At 75.4% G+C, this 14,181-nt stretch carries 12 protein-coding genes and 1 other RNA gene; 6 read left to right on the top strand and 7 right to left on the bottom strand.

Features of this window, described 5'->3' with window-relative positions:
• Nucleotides 1-16: 16 nt before the first annotated feature.
• The 3 genes from ACFVXG_RS16040 to lanL form a co-directional block, all read right to left on the bottom strand.
• Nucleotides 17-160 (bottom strand): VenA family class IV lanthipeptide, encoded by a 144-nt coding sequence (locus ACFVXG_RS16040; RefSeq protein WP_387927958.1) that lies wholly within the window; start codon nucleotides 158-160, stop codon nucleotides 17-19.
• A 144-nt stretch (nucleotides 161-304) separates the two neighbouring features.
• Entirely contained in the window at nucleotides 305-2,296 is a 1,992-nt protein-coding gene (locus ACFVXG_RS16035) for an alpha/beta fold hydrolase (RefSeq protein WP_387927956.1), read from the bottom strand.
• A complete protein-coding gene (gene lanL / locus ACFVXG_RS16030; RefSeq protein ID WP_387927954.1) occupies nucleotides 2,293-5,289 on the bottom strand; it encodes a class IV lanthionine synthetase LanL in 2,997 nt (998 codons plus the stop codon). The genes ACFVXG_RS16035 and lanL overlap by 4 nt, the downstream gene beginning before the upstream one ends.
• Before the next feature lie 502 nt (nucleotides 5,290-5,791).
• On the opposite strand from lanL, the gene ACFVXG_RS16025 reads away from it, so the two are divergent.
• From ACFVXG_RS16025 to ACFVXG_RS16015, 3 genes are read left to right on the top strand one after another with little or no spacing between them, the layout of a single operon-like run.
• Nucleotides 5,792-6,628, top strand: a complete 837-nt coding sequence (locus tag ACFVXG_RS16025; protein ID WP_387927952.1) for a Nif3-like dinuclear metal center hexameric protein — start codon at nucleotides 5,792-5,794, stop codon at nucleotides 6,626-6,628.
• A gap of 23 nt (nucleotides 6,629-6,651) precedes the next feature.
• The gene (locus ACFVXG_RS16020) at nucleotides 6,652-7,395 is read left to right on the top strand and encodes a zinc ribbon domain-containing protein (RefSeq protein WP_387927951.1); all 744 of its coding nucleotides are present in this window, start codon (nucleotides 6,652-6,654) and stop codon (nucleotides 7,393-7,395) included.
• 4 nt (nucleotides 7,396-7,399) lie between these two features.
• A complete protein-coding gene (locus ACFVXG_RS16015; RefSeq protein WP_387927950.1) occupies nucleotides 7,400-8,542 on the top strand; it encodes a bifunctional RNase H/acid phosphatase in 1,143 nt (380 codons plus the stop codon).
• 25 nt (nucleotides 8,543-8,567) lie between these two features.
• Here the strand turns inward: ACFVXG_RS16015 and yaaA are convergent, their stop codons facing one another.
• Nucleotides 8,568-9,353: a peroxide stress protein YaaA gene (gene yaaA / locus ACFVXG_RS16010; RefSeq protein ID WP_387927948.1), complete on the bottom strand. Its 786-nt coding sequence runs from the start codon at nucleotides 9,351-9,353 to the stop codon at nucleotides 8,568-8,570.
• A gap of 10 nt (nucleotides 9,354-9,363) precedes the next feature.
• On the bottom strand, nucleotides 9,364-9,813 hold the full coding sequence (locus ACFVXG_RS16005) for a DUF3995 domain-containing protein (RefSeq protein ID WP_387927947.1): 450 nt from the start codon (nucleotides 9,811-9,813) through the stop codon (nucleotides 9,364-9,366).
• Between the two features lie 186 nt (nucleotides 9,814-9,999).
• Between ACFVXG_RS16005 and ACFVXG_RS16000 the strand changes: the two genes are divergently transcribed.
• From ACFVXG_RS16000 to rnpB, 3 genes are all read left to right on the top strand, one after another.
• Nucleotides 10,000-11,466, top strand: a complete 1,467-nt coding sequence (locus tag ACFVXG_RS16000; protein ID WP_387927945.1) for an RNB domain-containing ribonuclease — start codon at nucleotides 10,000-10,002, stop codon at nucleotides 11,464-11,466.
• A gap of 121 nt (nucleotides 11,467-11,587) precedes the next feature.
• Nucleotides 11,588-13,030, top strand: coding sequence for an MFS transporter (locus ACFVXG_RS15995; protein ID WP_387928416.1), 1,443 nt, complete (start codon nucleotides 11,588-11,590; stop codon nucleotides 13,028-13,030).
• Between the two features lie 13 nt (nucleotides 13,031-13,043).
• Nucleotides 13,044-13,441: RNase P RNA component class A (gene rnpB / locus ACFVXG_RS15990), an RNA gene on the top strand.
• 107 nt (nucleotides 13,442-13,548) lie between these two features.
• On the opposite strand, the gene ACFVXG_RS15985 is transcribed toward rnpB, so the two are convergent.
• Nucleotides 13,549-13,815: a hypothetical protein gene (locus ACFVXG_RS15985; RefSeq protein WP_387927944.1), complete on the bottom strand. Its 267-nt coding sequence runs from the start codon at nucleotides 13,813-13,815 to the stop codon at nucleotides 13,549-13,551.
• Nucleotides 13,816-13,828: 13 nt separating this feature from the next.
• A complete protein-coding gene (locus ACFVXG_RS15980) occupies nucleotides 13,829-14,086 on the bottom strand; it encodes a hypothetical protein (protein WP_030056921.1) in 258 nt (85 codons plus the stop codon).
• Between the last annotated feature and the right edge of the window lie 95 nt (nucleotides 14,087-14,181).

Below are 14,181 nucleotides of genomic sequence, written 5' to 3'. Positions count from 1 at the left end.
TGCCTCAGCCGATGGATCAGCTGTTGGTGAAGATCAGGCAGGTCAGGATGAGACAGGTGTACTGGCAGCCGCTGCCGTGGCCGGTCAGCTCGACGGACTCGGTCTCCGGCAGGTCCTGCAGCGCCACGAGGTCGGTCTCGAAGTCCACCATGTTCTCCATGATCGGGTCCTCCCCTTGGGGTGCGCCCGCCGCGATCTGCCTGCGGGCGTCGGGTGTTGATCCCCGGGCGGCCTCCATCCGCCGCACCGGGGTTGGTGCCCCGGGCCTCGACGGGCCCGGGAGTCTGTGAGCGGCCGGGCGGGATCAGCCCGGCCGGCCGGTCCGCAGGAACGCGGCCAGCAGTTCGTGCAGCACGGCGGCGCCCTCCTCGGCGAGCACCTCGTGTCCGGAGCCGGCCGCCTCCACGTACCGGAAGTCCGCCCCCTCGACCCGGCCGATCCGCAGCAACTCGTGCCGCAGCGAACGGGATTGGCTGACCGGGACGACCTCGTCCCGGTTGCCGTGCACGACCAGCAGCGGCGCGCTCAGCCGGTGCGCGAGCTGGAGCACGTCGCGCGGGCCGCGGGCGTCCAGGATCGGCTCGCCGCCGCCCAGCCGGGTGGTCAACGCCCGTACGGGGGGCGCCGCTTCGGCGAGCAGTCGGGCGCCGGACAGGAACGGCGCGACCACCGCGCAGCGGGCGACCTGCTCGGCCGGCGCGTGCGCGGCCGCCAGCAGTGCCAGGAAGGCGCCGTAGCTGACCCCGAACAGGGCGGGCGGTTCCAGGCCGAGCGCCGCGCGTTGCCCGGCGATGCCGTCCAGCAGGTACAGCACGTCGTCGAGGTCGGGCCCGCCCCAGGCGCCCCGGATGGCCAGCGCGTGCGGCACCCCGTAGCCGGTGGAGCCGCGCTGGTTGGGCGCGACCACGGCCAGGCCTTCGGCGGCCATCCGCTGCAGCGCCGGGTCGAACTCCAGCCGCCAGGCGTCCGCGGGTCCGCCGTGCAGGGCCAGCACCAGGTGCGGGCTGCTCAGCCAGGCGTCACCGCCGTACACCAGGGCCTCCAACGGTCCTGCCGGGCCCGCGAGTTCGAGGCTCTGTGCGGGATGCCAGCGGTTGCCGTCGCCGGGCTGGGTGCTGCCGTCCAGGCGCCAGCCGGCCGGTGGGGTGCGGATGGGGCGCGGTGCGCCGGGCTGCCAGGGCAGTACGGTGTCCCGCCACGGTCCGGGCAGGCCCGAGCCGAGGGGGGCGAGTTGGAGCGGCAGCGGGATCGGGGCCGTCTCGGCGGGTGCCGGGCCGTGTGCCAGCAGGGCGTCCACGTCGAGTGTGGCCAGCGCCGCGGGGTGGTCGGGCGAGGAGTACGGGATCCGCAGCCCCGCCGCGTCCCAGTGCCCGACCGCGCCGAGCCGCCCGGGCGGCACCGGCAGCGGGTCCAGCCGTCCGACGGCGGGTCGCCACAGGGCGAGCGCCGACCCGGCGCCGTGGTCGATCTGGACCGCGACCCGGGGGCCGTCCGCGGCCTGCCGCAGCGCCACCGGGCGCAGGAACATGCCCGTGACGTGCAGGCATTCGGGGAACCGCAGCGGCTGCCCGCCGCCCAGCACGCCCCAGCCGAGCCGGTCGGTGCCGGGTGCGTCGCTGCGCACCATCGCGAAGCGGCTGTCGGGGTCGAACAGCACCAGCCGGTCGTTGCTGTGCTCGCCGATCTCCAGCAGCGGGGTGGTGGTGCCGCTGCGCAGGTCCAGCACCACGCTGCGGACCAGCCCGTCGGCCACCCGGTCCAGCGCGAGCAGCGTGCCCGCGTGGTCCAGCCAGGCGCCGCCGCCGTGCAGGCCGGGGATCTCGGCGACCTGGACGGGTTCGCTGCCGTCCGCCCGGACCAGCCAGGCGGTGGTCGCCGGACGGGTGTCCGTGCCCAGGGCGATCGCCACCGGGGTGCGCGGGTCCGCGCCGGGCGGCACCGGGAGCGGCAGCAGGCGCAGGCCGGGCATCCGGAGCGTGGCCAACTGCTGTTCCACGGTGCCGTTCTCGCCGTACGAGAGGCGGACCAGGTCGTGCCGTTCGCCGTCGTGCCGGCAGATCAGGACCGAGCCGTCGGGCAGCGCGACCAGCTGCGAGCGCAGCTGCTCCGACCGGTTGCCGGTCAGCGGCAGCGCGGCGGGCACGGCCGGGGAGCCGTCCGACGGGAGCCGCCAACTCTCCACGTACCAGCCGCTGTCGGCGGCCGCGGCCAGGCAGGCCGCGTGGCTGCCGTCGGCGGCGAAGGAGAAGCTCAGCCGGCGCAGCGCCCGGGTGGTGGTGCGGGTGGCCGTGTTCATGCCTCGCTCACCCCGTCGGTTCCGCACGGGAGTTGGCGGCGGGAGGGGGCGGCCGGGTCCAGCCAGAGCCTGGGGCCGCCGTGGCGGAGCCGGAGCAGGAAGGCCAACGGCCCTGCGGTGCCGGTGCCGTAGGCGGCGGCGCAGCCCGTCCCGGTCTCGTCGGGCAGGACCAGCAGGCCGTCGCGCAGGGCGGCCCGGGCCGCGATCAACCGTGCCAACTCATGGGCCCCGGAGCGGAATTCGCGATCGTCCGTGGCCTCGGCGAGGTCCAGCAGGTACTCGCCGTCGCCGGCCAGTCCGTGGCAGGCGCTCACGCCGCTGTGCCAGCGCCCGGCCAGTACGGCCCGGCCGGCGGCCCGGCCGAGGCGCAGCGCCTCGGCGTCGCCGGTGGCCCGCCACAGTCGCAGCAGGAAACTGCCCGCGCCGGACGATCCGCTGCACCAGTGCGAGAGCCGGATGTGCCCGGGGTCGGCCGCGCTCTGCGGCCACCAGGCGCAGGCCTGAGCGGTATCGCCACCGCTGGCGCCACCGCTGTCGCTGCCGTCTCCGCTCCACCGCGCGGTCGCGCCGAGCGTCCGCCCCGCCTCGACGGCGGCCGCCGTGCAGGCCTCCCGCAGGGCGCGGTCGCCGGTCGCCCCGGCGGCGGCGAGGAGGAAGGCGCCCACGCCCGCCACGCCGTGCGCGAAGCCGAGGTGGGTGATCCCGGCGAGCGCCGAGTCGAAGTCGGCGGGCACCGGCCAGACCGTCCCGTACGGTTCCCGCCGGGCGGCGCCGAGCAGGGCGCGGGCGCAGCGGTCGGCCCGCTCGGCGAAGCCGTGGCTCTCGCGGAGAACCTCGTCGGAAACCTCGTCGCAAGCCTGGCCGCAAGCCTCGTCGAAGACCTCGTCGGCGAAGCGGAGTTGGGCGAGGCCGGCCCCCGCCGCGCCGTGGCACACGTCGGGGTTGGGCCACTCGACGGCGATCCGCCGGGCGAGTACGGCGGCCCGCTCGGCCGCCGCCGGGTCGCCCAGCGCACGGGCGGCGTCCAGCAGCGCCCACGCCGTCCCCGACCGTCCGAAGTGCAGCCCGGGCAGCACCACCGGTTCGACGGCGACCCGCCGCTCGATCCAGGCCGCGGCGGTACGGGCGGTCCGCGCGGCCTCCGCCCGCACCTCGGCCGGCAGCCCCTCCGTCGTAACCGCCCGCGCCAGTACGGCGAGCACGCCCGCGGCGCCGTGCTGCACATTGCAGGGATCCGTCCGCTCCCCGGCGGGCACCACGGGCCACAGCCGGTCGGACCGCTCCGGCGTCGCGGTGGCGGCAAGGTGCCGCAGGCCGTCGTGCAGCAGCCGATCGAGGAGCGGGCCGTCGGTGCCCGCCTCGGTCCGGCCGGTGCCCGCGCCCGGCGCAACAGCGGCCTGCCACAGCGGAGCGACCACCACGGCCGGCTCGGACTCCGGCCGACGGGCAGAGCCGCCCAGCGCCTCCCGGGCCCGCGCCACGCTCCAGCGCAGCTCCGGTTCCTCCGCCCGCAGCCCCAGCACCACCGGTGCCAGCCGCCGCGCCGTCGCCCCGGAGCGGGCCGCGAGGGCGAGCCAGCGGCCGAGGCGCTCGGCGACCGGGCGGGCCCGCGGGAGGTCCTCCGGCAGCAGCGGGTCGTGCCCGGTGGCGAGCAGGAAGAGCAGCCCGCCGAGGGCGTACAGGTCGACGGCCGGGTCGGCGGTGCAGGAGCCCGCGAGGGCGAGTCGTCCTTGTTCGGGGGCGCGGTAGCCGGGGGTGCCGGCGCTGCCGGCCCGGCGGCCGGTCTCGGCGGCGAGTTCGAGGTCGATCAGCCGCAGGCTGCCGTCCGGCCGGACCATCACGTTGCCGGGGGAGAGGTCGCGCAGCACCAGCCCCTGGCCGTGCACCCGCTCGACCAGGTCGAGCAGCCCGTGCACCACGGGTCCGGCCTCGGCCCAGTCGACGTCCGGGCTGCCGTCGCGCCGTAGCCGGGCGGCGACCCAGGAGCCGAGCGGCTGCCCGGCGATTCGTTCCTGCACCAGGAAGACGGAGTCGTCCTGTTCGATCAGTTCGACGGCGCGCGGCACCAGCCCCTGCCCGTCCAGCCGGGCCAGCAGGGCGGCTTCGTGGCGCAGCGCGTCGCGGGCGTCGGTTCCGGCGCGGTCGACCTCGATGTGTGCGCGGGCCTGCTTGACCACGACCTCAGCGCCGCTCGCCGCCTCGCGCCCGAGGAACACCCCGCCCTTGGCTCCGTGCCGGACGGCGGCGGTCACCGCGTACCGCCCGGCCAGCAGCACCCCGCCCTTGTGCCGCCCCGGGGCGACGGGAGCGCCGGGCTCAGAGGGAACGACAGGCACAGCGGGCGCGGCGAACGGATCCCGCGCCCACCCCGGCGCCCGGTACGACCCCCCGCGCACGTCCTCGGCCCGTTCCCCGCCGGGCCCGCGCAGCACCGAGCGGTACTCCCCGTCGTTGCCGAGCTCCGCCCGGGCCGCGAACACGCCGTAGCGGTAGTGCACCCGGCTGCCGGGCCGGTACGGCCGGTCGGAGAGCACCACCGGCCCGGGCAGCCCGGCCGTCACCCGGTCCAGTGCGGCCGCCAGCCGCTGGAACTGCGCGTCGTCCGCCGGGTAGACGGTGATGAACTTGCCCGCTGAACCGCGGTCGCTGTTGCGGGAGTTGAGTTCGCGCAGCCGTTCCTCGGCGGCGGCGAACTTGAAGCTGCACGGGTCCGCGGCGAGCACCCGGGCCACCGCCGCGAGCACCTCCCCGCCGACCATCGAGGCGGCGCTGACGTGGAGCTTCCACCCCTGCGCCGGTAACGGTGCGGACGCGGACGGCCTGGCCGTGCACCAGAAGCCCCCGACGGTGACGTCCCAGTCGCCGTCGTCTCCCCGGCCCCCGGCCTCGGTCAGGGCCGTCCGCGTCGCCTCCGGCCACGCACCGGCCGCATCCGGTCCGTGGCCCGCCGATCCCCGGCCCCCGGCCGTACGAAGGGATGTGTTCGCCCTCATCCGTCGCCACACCCCTTCGTCGTGGCCGCCCGGGCCGCGGATGCCCCTGCTCGGCATCCGCGGCGCGACGGCCCGGCCTGATCGGTTTCCTCGGGAGGAGCGGGAGTCCCGCTCCGGGACGGGAGTCCTCAATCGGGCCTCCGTCCGTTCGGTCGAGGACCGTTCGGTCGGGGCAGCCGGGGCAACTCCCGTTCGCAGGACTGAAGTTAGTTTCGAGAAAACCGAACCCTCAACGCAGAGCCGGTCACTTCACTCGTAAGGGTGATCAGGGGGCGGTTTCGAATTCGTACGAGAACACTGCTGTGAGTAACGGGCGCACGGCGTGCGGGCGCGTGCGCCGCGCGTGGGCGCCGACACGCGCCCCAGCTGCAGGTTGACGCGCATCCGTACGCCGACGGCACCCACGTCCGAACGCCTGCCGCCGCCGCCCACGGCAACGCCCGCCCCCGTCCCCCGAACGGCCGAGGCCCGGGCGGCCCCGCGCGCACGGTAGTCTCGACAGGTGCCGAAACTGTCCGACGTCATCACCGCGCTCGAAGAGGTCTACCCCCCGCAGTGGGCGGAGTCCTGGGACGCCGTCGGCCTGGTCTGCGGGGACCCTCAGACCGAGGTCCGCCGCGTGCTCTTCGCCGTCGACCCCGTCCAGGCGGTCGTCGACGAGGCCGTGGAGTGGGGCGCCGACCTGGTGGTCACCCACCACCCCCTGTACCTGCGCGGCACCACCAGCGTCGCCGCGACCACCTTCAAGGGCCGGGTGGTGCACAGCCTGATCACCAACGGCATCGCGCTGCACGTCGCCCACACCAACGCCGACCACGCCGACCCCGGTGTCTCGGACGCGCTGGCCGAGGCCGTCGGCCTGCGGGTCACCGGCCCGCTGGTGCCGGACCGGACCGACCCGCTGGGCCGTCGCGGCACCGGCCGGATCGGCGAGCTGGAGCCCCCGCTGACGCTGTCGGCCTTCGCCGCGCAGGTCGCCGCCGGCCTGCCCGCGACCGCCACCGGCGTGCGCGTCTCCGGCGACCCGGACCGGCTGATCAGCCGGGTGGCGGTGTGCGGCGGCTCGGGCGACAGCTTCTTCGCCGACGTACGGGCGGCCGGCGTGGACGCCTACGTGACCGCCGACCTGCGCCACCACCCGGCCTCCGAGGCCACCGAGGCCGCGCCGGTCGCGCTGGTCGACGCCGCCCACTGGGCCACCGAGTGGCCCTGGCTCGGCCTGGCCGAGCGCGCCCTGCGGGCCGTCGCCGACCAGCACGGCTGGGCCGTGGAGACCAAGGTCTCCGACCGGGTCACCGACCCGTGGACCGCGCACGCCCCCATGTCCTTCACCGCCTGACCCGATTCACAGGAGCTTTCCCCTTGAACGCCGCGCCCGCCGACCAGATCCGCCTGCTCGACCTCCAGGCCTTCGACTCGAAGCTCGACCAGCTGGCCCACCGGCGTCGGAGCCTGCCCGAGCACGCCGAGATCGACAAGGCCACCGCCGACCACACCGCGCTCAAGGACCTCGTCGTCGCCGCCGAGGCCCAGAAGGGCGACACCGCCCGCGAGCTGACCAAGGCCGAGCAGGACGTCGAGCAGGTCCGCGCCCGGGCCGCCCGCAACCAGCAGCGCCTGGACTCCGGCGCGATCACCTCGCCGAAGGACCTGGAGAACCTCCAGCACGAGATCGGCTCGCTGGCCAAGCGCCAGGCCGACCTCGAGGAGGTCGTGCTGGAGATCATGGAGCGCCAGGAGAGCGCCAACACCCGGGTCGAGGAGCTGTCTGCCCGCCTGGAGCACTCCACCGTCGTCCTCACCGAGGCCGAGGGCCGCCGCGACGCCGCCTTCGCCGAGATCGACGGCGAGGCCGACAAGGTCAAGCGCGACCGCGAGACCGTCGCCGCCGTCATCCCGGCCGACCTGCTGAAGGTGTACGCCAAGCTGCGCGAGACCCAGGGCGGCGTCGGCGCGGCCCGGCTCTACCAGCGCCGCTGCGAGGGCTGCCGCACCGAGTTCTCGATCACCGAGGTGAACGCCATCAAGGCCGAGCCGGCCGACAAGGTGGTCCGCTGCGAGAACTGCGGGCGGATCCTGGTCCGCACCGCCGACTCGGGCGTCTGATCCGGTGGCGGCGCGCTTCATCGTCGAAGCGGACGGCGGGTCCCGGGGCAACCCGGGGCCGGCCGGCTACGGCGCGGTGGTCCGGGACGCCGACACCGGGCAGCTCGTCGCCGAGGCCGCCGAGTTCATCGGCCACGCCACCAACAACGTGGCCGAGTACAGGGGCCTGATCGCCGGGCTCAAGGCGGCCCGCGAGCTCGACCCGGACGCCTCCGTGGACGTCCGGATGGACTCCAAGCTGGTCGTCGAGCAGATGTCCGGGCGCTGGAAGATCAAGCACCCCGACATGCAGCCGCTCGCCGCCGAGGCGCGCACGGTCTTCCCGCGCGGCCGGGTCAGCTACACCTGGATCCCGCGCGAGAAGAACAAGGACGCCGACAAGCTGGCCAACGAGGCGATGGACGCCGGCCGCGACGGCCGCCAGTGGGAGCCCAGGCCCGTAGCCGCGGCCGCGGCCGCGGTCGAGGAGCCGCTGCCGAAGCCCCCCGCCCCCAAGGCCGGCTGGGCCGCCCCCGCCGACCTCGGCACCCCGACCACCTTCGTCCTGCTGCGCCACGGCGAGACCCCGCTCACCCCGGAGAAGCGCTTCTCCGGCAGCGGCGGCACCGACCCCGAGCTGTCCGAGAAGGGCCGCTGGCAGGCCGAGCGGGCCGCCGAGGCGCTGGCCGCGCGCGGCAGCATCCAGGCGGTCGTCGCCTCCCCGATGCGCCGCACCCGGCAGACCGCCGAGATCGTCGCCGCCCGGCTCGGCCTGGAGGTCCGGTACGAGGACGGGCTGCGCGAGGTCGACTTCGGCGACTGGGAGGGCCTGACCTTCGCCGAGGTGCAGGAGCGGTACCCGGACGACCTGTCGGCCTGGCTGGGCTCGGCCAAGGCCAAGCCGACCGGCAGCGCCGAGAGCTTCACCACCCTCACCCACCGGGCGGGCGTCGCCCGGGACAAGATCCTCGCCCGGTACGCGGGGAAGACGGTGCTGGTGGTCTCGCACGTCAGCCCGATCAAGACCCTGGTCCGGCTGGCGCTCGGCGCCCCGCCGGACTCGATGTACCGGATGGAGCTGTCCGCCGCCTCGATCTGCGCCGTCCAGTACTACGCGGACGGCAACGCCTCGCTGCGGCTGCTCAACGACAGCTCCCACCTGCGCTGACCCTCCCCACCGGGGTGCACTGGCCTCAGTGCACCTCGGTGACCACAACGTCCAGCTGCCACGGCTTGCGCGCCGTGCCCTCCGCCGCCAGCTCGACCCGGTGGCCCAGCTCCAGCAGTGCGTCCATCAGCTCGGACGGCGTCTTCGGCTCGGCCCCGGCGACCAGCAGGTCCCGGACCAGCCGGCCCTTGGTCGCCTTGTTGAAGTGGCTGACCACGCTGCGCTTGCCGTCGCGCTCCTGCAGCACCCGCACGGTCGCCGTCCGGGAGGCCACCTCGCCGGCCGGCTTCCAGGCCGCGGCGTACGCGGAGCTGCGCAGGTCCAGCACCAGCCCGTCCGCCACCTCCGGGAGCACAGCGGCCGTCGCGCTCCGCCAGTACGCGCCGAGCGCCCCCAGCCCGGGGAGCTTCACGCCCATCGAGCAGCGGTAGGACGGGATCCGGTCGGAGATCCGCACCGCGCCCCACAGGCCGGAGAACACCAGCAGCGCCCGCTCGGCGCGGTCGTACGCGGCGGCGTCCAGGGTGGCCAGGCCCAGGTTGTCGAACAGCACCCCGGTGTACACCTCGGCCGCCGGACGGGCCCCGGCGGTGGGCAGGCCGGCGTTCTTGCCGATCTCGCCGCGCAGCCCGGGGGTGAGGCCGAGCACCTCGGCGGCGGTGTCCTCGTCGCCCCGGCAGAGGCCGACCAGTGCGTCCAGCACCGCGCCGCGCGCCGCCGTCAGCCCCGGCAGCGACAGCCCGTCGAGCGCGACCGGCTCGCCGTCCCCGGACGCGGCCTTGCCCTCCGAGGGCGGCAACAGCACCAGCACAGCGGACTCCTCAACAGTTTGTGGCGGACGAACCCCGCCACCCTACTGCGGCCGCCCCGGCTCCCAACGCCACGCACAGGGGCGAGTAGTACCGCACGTTCAGCCGCCGGAACCGCGCCGAGCGCTCGCTCAGCCGCCCGAACACCACCGGCCCGCCGAGCCCGCGCGCCAACAGCCCCCCGGCCACCGTCCGCACTCCCGCCCGCCGCAACTGCCGCGGTCCCAGCGCCGGCAGCACCCCGGCCTCCGCCGCCACCAGGTACGAGGCCGTCCCCAGCAGCCCCGCCACCGCCAGACAGGCCGCCGCCGGCGGCACCCCCTCGCCCGTCCCCACCACGGTGTCCGCGAACTCCTCCGGAGTCCGCAACGGCCACGGCGTCACCACCCACACCGCGTGCAGCGCCCCCGTCACCGCCAACCCCGCCGACACCACGACCCCGGCCGCCTTGACCCCGTCCATCGCCCGCACCCCCTCCGTGAAGCTCCGCCTCCCCCCACCGTACGAGCCCTTACACCCCACCCCGGGCGCCGCCCCGTCGTCCCGACGGGCTGAGGCCTGACCGGCGGAGGCCCCCGGCACAGGCCCTCGGCGGACGCGCCGGGGGCCTGCGCCCGGAATCACCCGGTTCGCCCTACGCTGGCCTGCATGCCTCGCCGAAAACTGCGCGTCAAGGCCGTCGACTCCGCCCGGATCAACACCGAGCTGACCGAACTCCGCACCCGCCTGGAGATCCACACCGAGTGGCCGGAGGCGGTGCTCGCCGAGGCGGAGGAGGCGGCCGGGCACCCCCGGTTGCCGGAGTACGACGCCACCGACCTGCCGCTGTTCACCGTCGACCCGCCAGGCTCCCGCGACCTCGACCAGGCCATGCACCTCACCCACCGTCCGGGCGGCGGCTACCGGGTGCACTACGCGATCGCCGACGTCGCCGCCTTCGTCCGCCCCGGCGGCGCCGTCGACACCGAGGCCCGGCGCCGGGTCGAGACCCTCTACTTCCCGGACCACCGCGTCCCGCTGCACCCCGCCCGGATCTCCGAGGACGCCGCCAGCCTGCTGCCCGGCGAGCCCCGCCCGGCCCTGCTCTGGCAGTTGGACCTGGACGCCGACGGCGCCGTCGTGCTGGCCGACCTGCGCCGCGCCCTGGTCCGCTCCCACCGCCGCCTGGACTACGCCGCCGTCCAGCGCGCCGTGGACCTCGGCGGCGCCGACGAACAGCTCGCCCTGCTCGCCACCGTCGGCCGGCTGCGCGAGGAGCAGGAGCGCGCCCGGGGCGGGATCAGCCTGCCGGTGCCCGAGCAGGAGGTCGAGGAGACCCTGCACGGCTACGTCCTCGGCTACCGCGCGCTGAGCCCGGCCGACGGCTGGAACGCCCAGATCTCGCTGCTCACCGGCATGGCCGCGGCCGAGCTGATGCTGGACGCCGGCGTCGGCCTGCTGCGCACCCTGCCCGCTGCGCCCGCCGCCGCGTACGAACGGCTGCGCCGGATCGCCGCCGCGCTGGACGTCGACTGGCCGCAGGCCGTCCCCTACCCGGAGCTGATCCGCTCGCTGGACCCGGACGCGCCGCTGAACGCCGCCTTCCTGAACGCCTGCACCGGGCTGCTGCGCGGCGCCGGCTACCACGCCTTCGACGAGTCCCGCGGCCTGCCCGCCCCCGCCGAGCCGGGGCACGCCGCGCTGGCCGCCCCGTACGCGCACTGCACCGCGCCGCTGCGCCGGCTCGGCGACCGCTTCGCGCAGGAGGTGTGCGCGGCGGTGGCGGCGGGGGAGGACGTGCCGGACTGGGCGCGTGCGGCGCTGCCGACCGTGCCGGCGCTGATGGCGGGCGGGGACCGGCGGGCGGCCGAGGTCGAACGGGCCTGCGTGGACCTGGTGGAGGCCGAGTTGCTGGTGGGCCGGGAGGGTGAGGAGTTCCCCGCGGTGGTCATCGAGGTGGACGGCAAGCGGCCCGGCTCGGGCGTCGTCCAACTGCGCGAGCCCGCCGTCCGGGCCCGCTGCGACGCCGCCGACGGCAACGGGGGCGGGCCCGCGCTCCCGCTGGGCCGGGTGATCGACGTCCGCCTCACCACGGCCGACCCGGCCACCCGGACGGTCCGCTTCGCCGCGGTCTGAACCGCCCGCCCCGCTCCGGGGGTGGGAGGATCGGTCCGTGCCCGATCCTCAGCCCCCCGCCCCCGCCGCCACACCCCCCACCGCCCCGTCCCCCGCCGCGGACCCCGGGCGCCGCCGCCGGCTGCTGGTCCTCGCGATCTGCTGCCTGAGCCTGTTCATCGTCGGCCTGGACAACACCGTGGTGAACATCGCGCTGCCGGCGATCCAGAAGGACCTGGACGCCCCGGCCTCCGGCCTCCAGTGGATCATCGACGCCTACACCCTGGTGCTGGCCTCGCTGCTGATGCTGTTCGGCTCGGTGGCCGACCGCTTCGGCCGCCGCCGGGTGTTCCAGATCGGGCTGGCCTGCTTCGCGCTGGGTTCGCTGCTCTGCAGCCTGGCACCGAGCCTGGAGTGGCTGGTGGCCTTCCGGGCGCTGCAGGCGGTGGGCGGCTCGATGCTCAACCCGGTGGCGATGTCGATCATCACCAACACCTTCACCGACCCGAAGGAACGGGCCCGGGCGATCGGGGTCTGGGGCGGTGTGGTCGGCATCTCGATGGCGCTGGGCCCGCTGCTCGGCGGCTTCCTGGTGGACGGCGCCGGCTGGCCGTCGATCTTCCTGATCAACGTTCCGGTGGCGCTGCTCGCCATACTGCTGACCGTCCGTTACGTCCCCGAGTCGCGCTCGCCGCGACCGCGCCGACTGGACCCGGTCGGGCAGGCGCTGATGGTCGTCCTGCTCGGCTGCGGCACCGCCGCGATCATCGAGGGCCCGGCCAACGGCTGGACCTCCCCGCTGATCCTGGCCCTCGCCGCGGCCGCGGTGGCCGCGCTGATCGCCTTCCCGCTCTGGGAGCGGCGGGTCGCCGAGCCGCTGGTGGACCCGCGGTTCTTCGCCAGCGCGCCGTTCGCCGGGGCCACCGTCACCGCGGTCTGCGCGTTCTCGGCGCTCGGCGGCTTCCTCTTCCTCAACACCCTCTACCTCCAGGACGTCCGGCACTACAGCCCGGTCGAGGCGGGCCTGTGGACGCTGCCGATGGCCGGGCTGATGCTGGTCTGCGCGCCGCTGTCCGGACGGATCGTCGGCAGCCGGGGCCCGCGCCTGCCGCTGGTGGTGGCCGGGCTGGGCCTGGCCGCGAGCGGCCTGCTGCTCACCCGGCTGACCGCGGACTCCCCGGCCGCGCTGCTGCTGGCCGCGTACGCGCTGTTCGGCTTCGGCTTCGGCCTGGTCAACGCGCCGATCACCAACGCGGCCGTCTCCGGGATGCCGCGCTCCCAAGCGGGGGTGGCCGCCGCCGTCGCCTCGACCAGCCGCCAGGTGGGCCAGTCGCTGGGCGTGGCGGTGATCGGTACGGTCGTCACCTCGGCCGTGGTGGGCCCGGTGGCCACCGGCTTCGCCCCGGCCAGCCACGCCGGCTGGTGGATCCTGGTCGGCCTCGGCGGCGCGATCCTGGTCCTCGGCGTGCTCACCACCGGCACCTGGGCCACCGCCACCGCCGCCCGGGTGGCCGCCCGCCTGGGCGCCGAGGTCCCGGAGGCCCGGTCCGGTGTTCGGGAGGCTCCGCCCGAGCGGCTACGATGACCACTACGGCGGAAGAGCCGGCCGGGCGGTCGCGACGGGTCCCTGACCCGCCGAGGAACGTCCGGGCTCCACAGAGCAGGGTGGTGGGTAACGCCCACCCGGGGTGACCCGCGGGACAGTGCCACAGAAAACAGACCGCCCACCGCTCAGGCGCGTGGGTAAGGGTGAAACGGTGGTGTAAGAGACCACCAGCGACCGGGGTGACCCGGCCGGCTAGGTAAACCCCACCTGGAGCAAGGTCAAGATCGGTGCCCTCGGGCACCGTGCGCGAGTGTTCGAGGGCTGCTCGCCCGAGCTCGCGGGTAGACCGCACGAGGCTGTCGGCAACGGCAGCCCTAGATGGATGGCCGTCTCCCCGGGCCGCGCAAGCAACCCGGGTGACAGAACCCGGCGTACAGGCCGACTCTTCCGCCCCCTGAACAGCCGAAGGCCCCCCGGGCCGCGCGAGAAGCGCGGGCCGGGGGGCCTTCGTGCGTTGGTGGGTCGGACGGGTGTGCGACAGGCGGCTCCGCCCTCGGTCACGAAAGCTCGACGGGGATGAACACCCATCTGGAGCTGACGTACTGCGGTTTGAGGGCGTGGATCACATACATGGGCCGGGCGGCCCCGCTCACGATGAGGGGGTCGTACACGACGGCGTTGACCGTGTGGCCCTCGGCCTCCAGGAAGGAGCGCAGGTAGGCCCCGGGGTCGGCGTGGAGATCTGTCTGCTCGTCGTCAGTGAGGTCGAGCCGGTAGGTCTCGACCTCGAACGAGTCCTGCTCCGTGCGGGTCAGGCGAGGCATGGGGAACGTCCTCCTACGCCGGGTGGGCGCCGACGGCGTCGCGGATCTGTTCGCCGAGGCCGCCGTTGACCCGGGCGCAGTTGGCGCAGCAGAAGAACATGCCGGCCACCTCGACGCCGTGGCCGACGATGCGCACGTTGCACTGTTCGCAGCGGGGGGCGAGCTTCTCCATCGCGCACTCGAAGCTGTCGAAGGTGTAGGTGTCGCCGGTGACCGTCTTGATCTCGAAGGCGAGCCAGTAGTCGTTGCCGCAGGTGACGCAGATGGCCATGGCGGCCGTCTCCTTCCGGTCGGGGCCGGCCCTGGCGGGGCGGCTCCCACCAGTGTCGAAGGGCCGCTCGACGGCGGCCACCCGGCGGGCCCGTC

Origin of the sequence: Kitasatospora sp. NPDC058162 (genome assembly GCF_042884005.1) — a bacterium.
Taxonomy (GTDB): Bacteria; Actinomycetota; Actinomycetes; order Streptomycetales; family Streptomycetaceae; genus Kitasatospora.
This window is presented reverse-complemented; position numbering and strand designations above follow the sequence as displayed.

What these genes read in the sequence shown, in the direction of transcription:
- lanL (WP_387927954.1), bottom strand. Translation starts at nt 5,289, where the DNA reads ATGAGGGCGAACACATCCCTTCGTACGGCCGGGGGCCGGGGATCGGCG.
- ACFVXG_RS16035 (WP_387927956.1), bottom strand. Translation starts at nt 2,296, where the DNA reads ATGAACACGGCCACCCGCACCACCACCCGGGCGCTGCGCCGGCTGAGC.
- ACFVXG_RS16005 (WP_387927947.1), bottom strand. Translation starts at nt 9,813, where the DNA reads ATGGACGGGGTCAAGGCGGCCGGGGTCGTGGTGTCGGCGGGGTTGGCG.
- ACFVXG_RS15980 (WP_030056921.1), bottom strand. Translation starts at nt 14,086, where the DNA reads ATGGCCATCTGCGTCACCTGCGGCAACGACTACTGGCTCGCCTTCGAG.
- ACFVXG_RS16040 (WP_387927958.1), bottom strand. Translation starts at nt 160, where the DNA reads ATGGAGAACATGGTGGACTTCGAGACCGACCTCGTGGCGCTGCAGGAC.
- ACFVXG_RS16000 (WP_387927945.1), top strand. Translation starts at nt 10,000, where the DNA reads ATGCCTCGCCGAAAACTGCGCGTCAAGGCCGTCGACTCCGCCCGGATC.
- ACFVXG_RS15985 (WP_387927944.1), bottom strand. Translation starts at nt 13,815, where the DNA reads ATGCCTCGCCTGACCCGCACGGAGCAGGACTCGTTCGAGGTCGAGACC.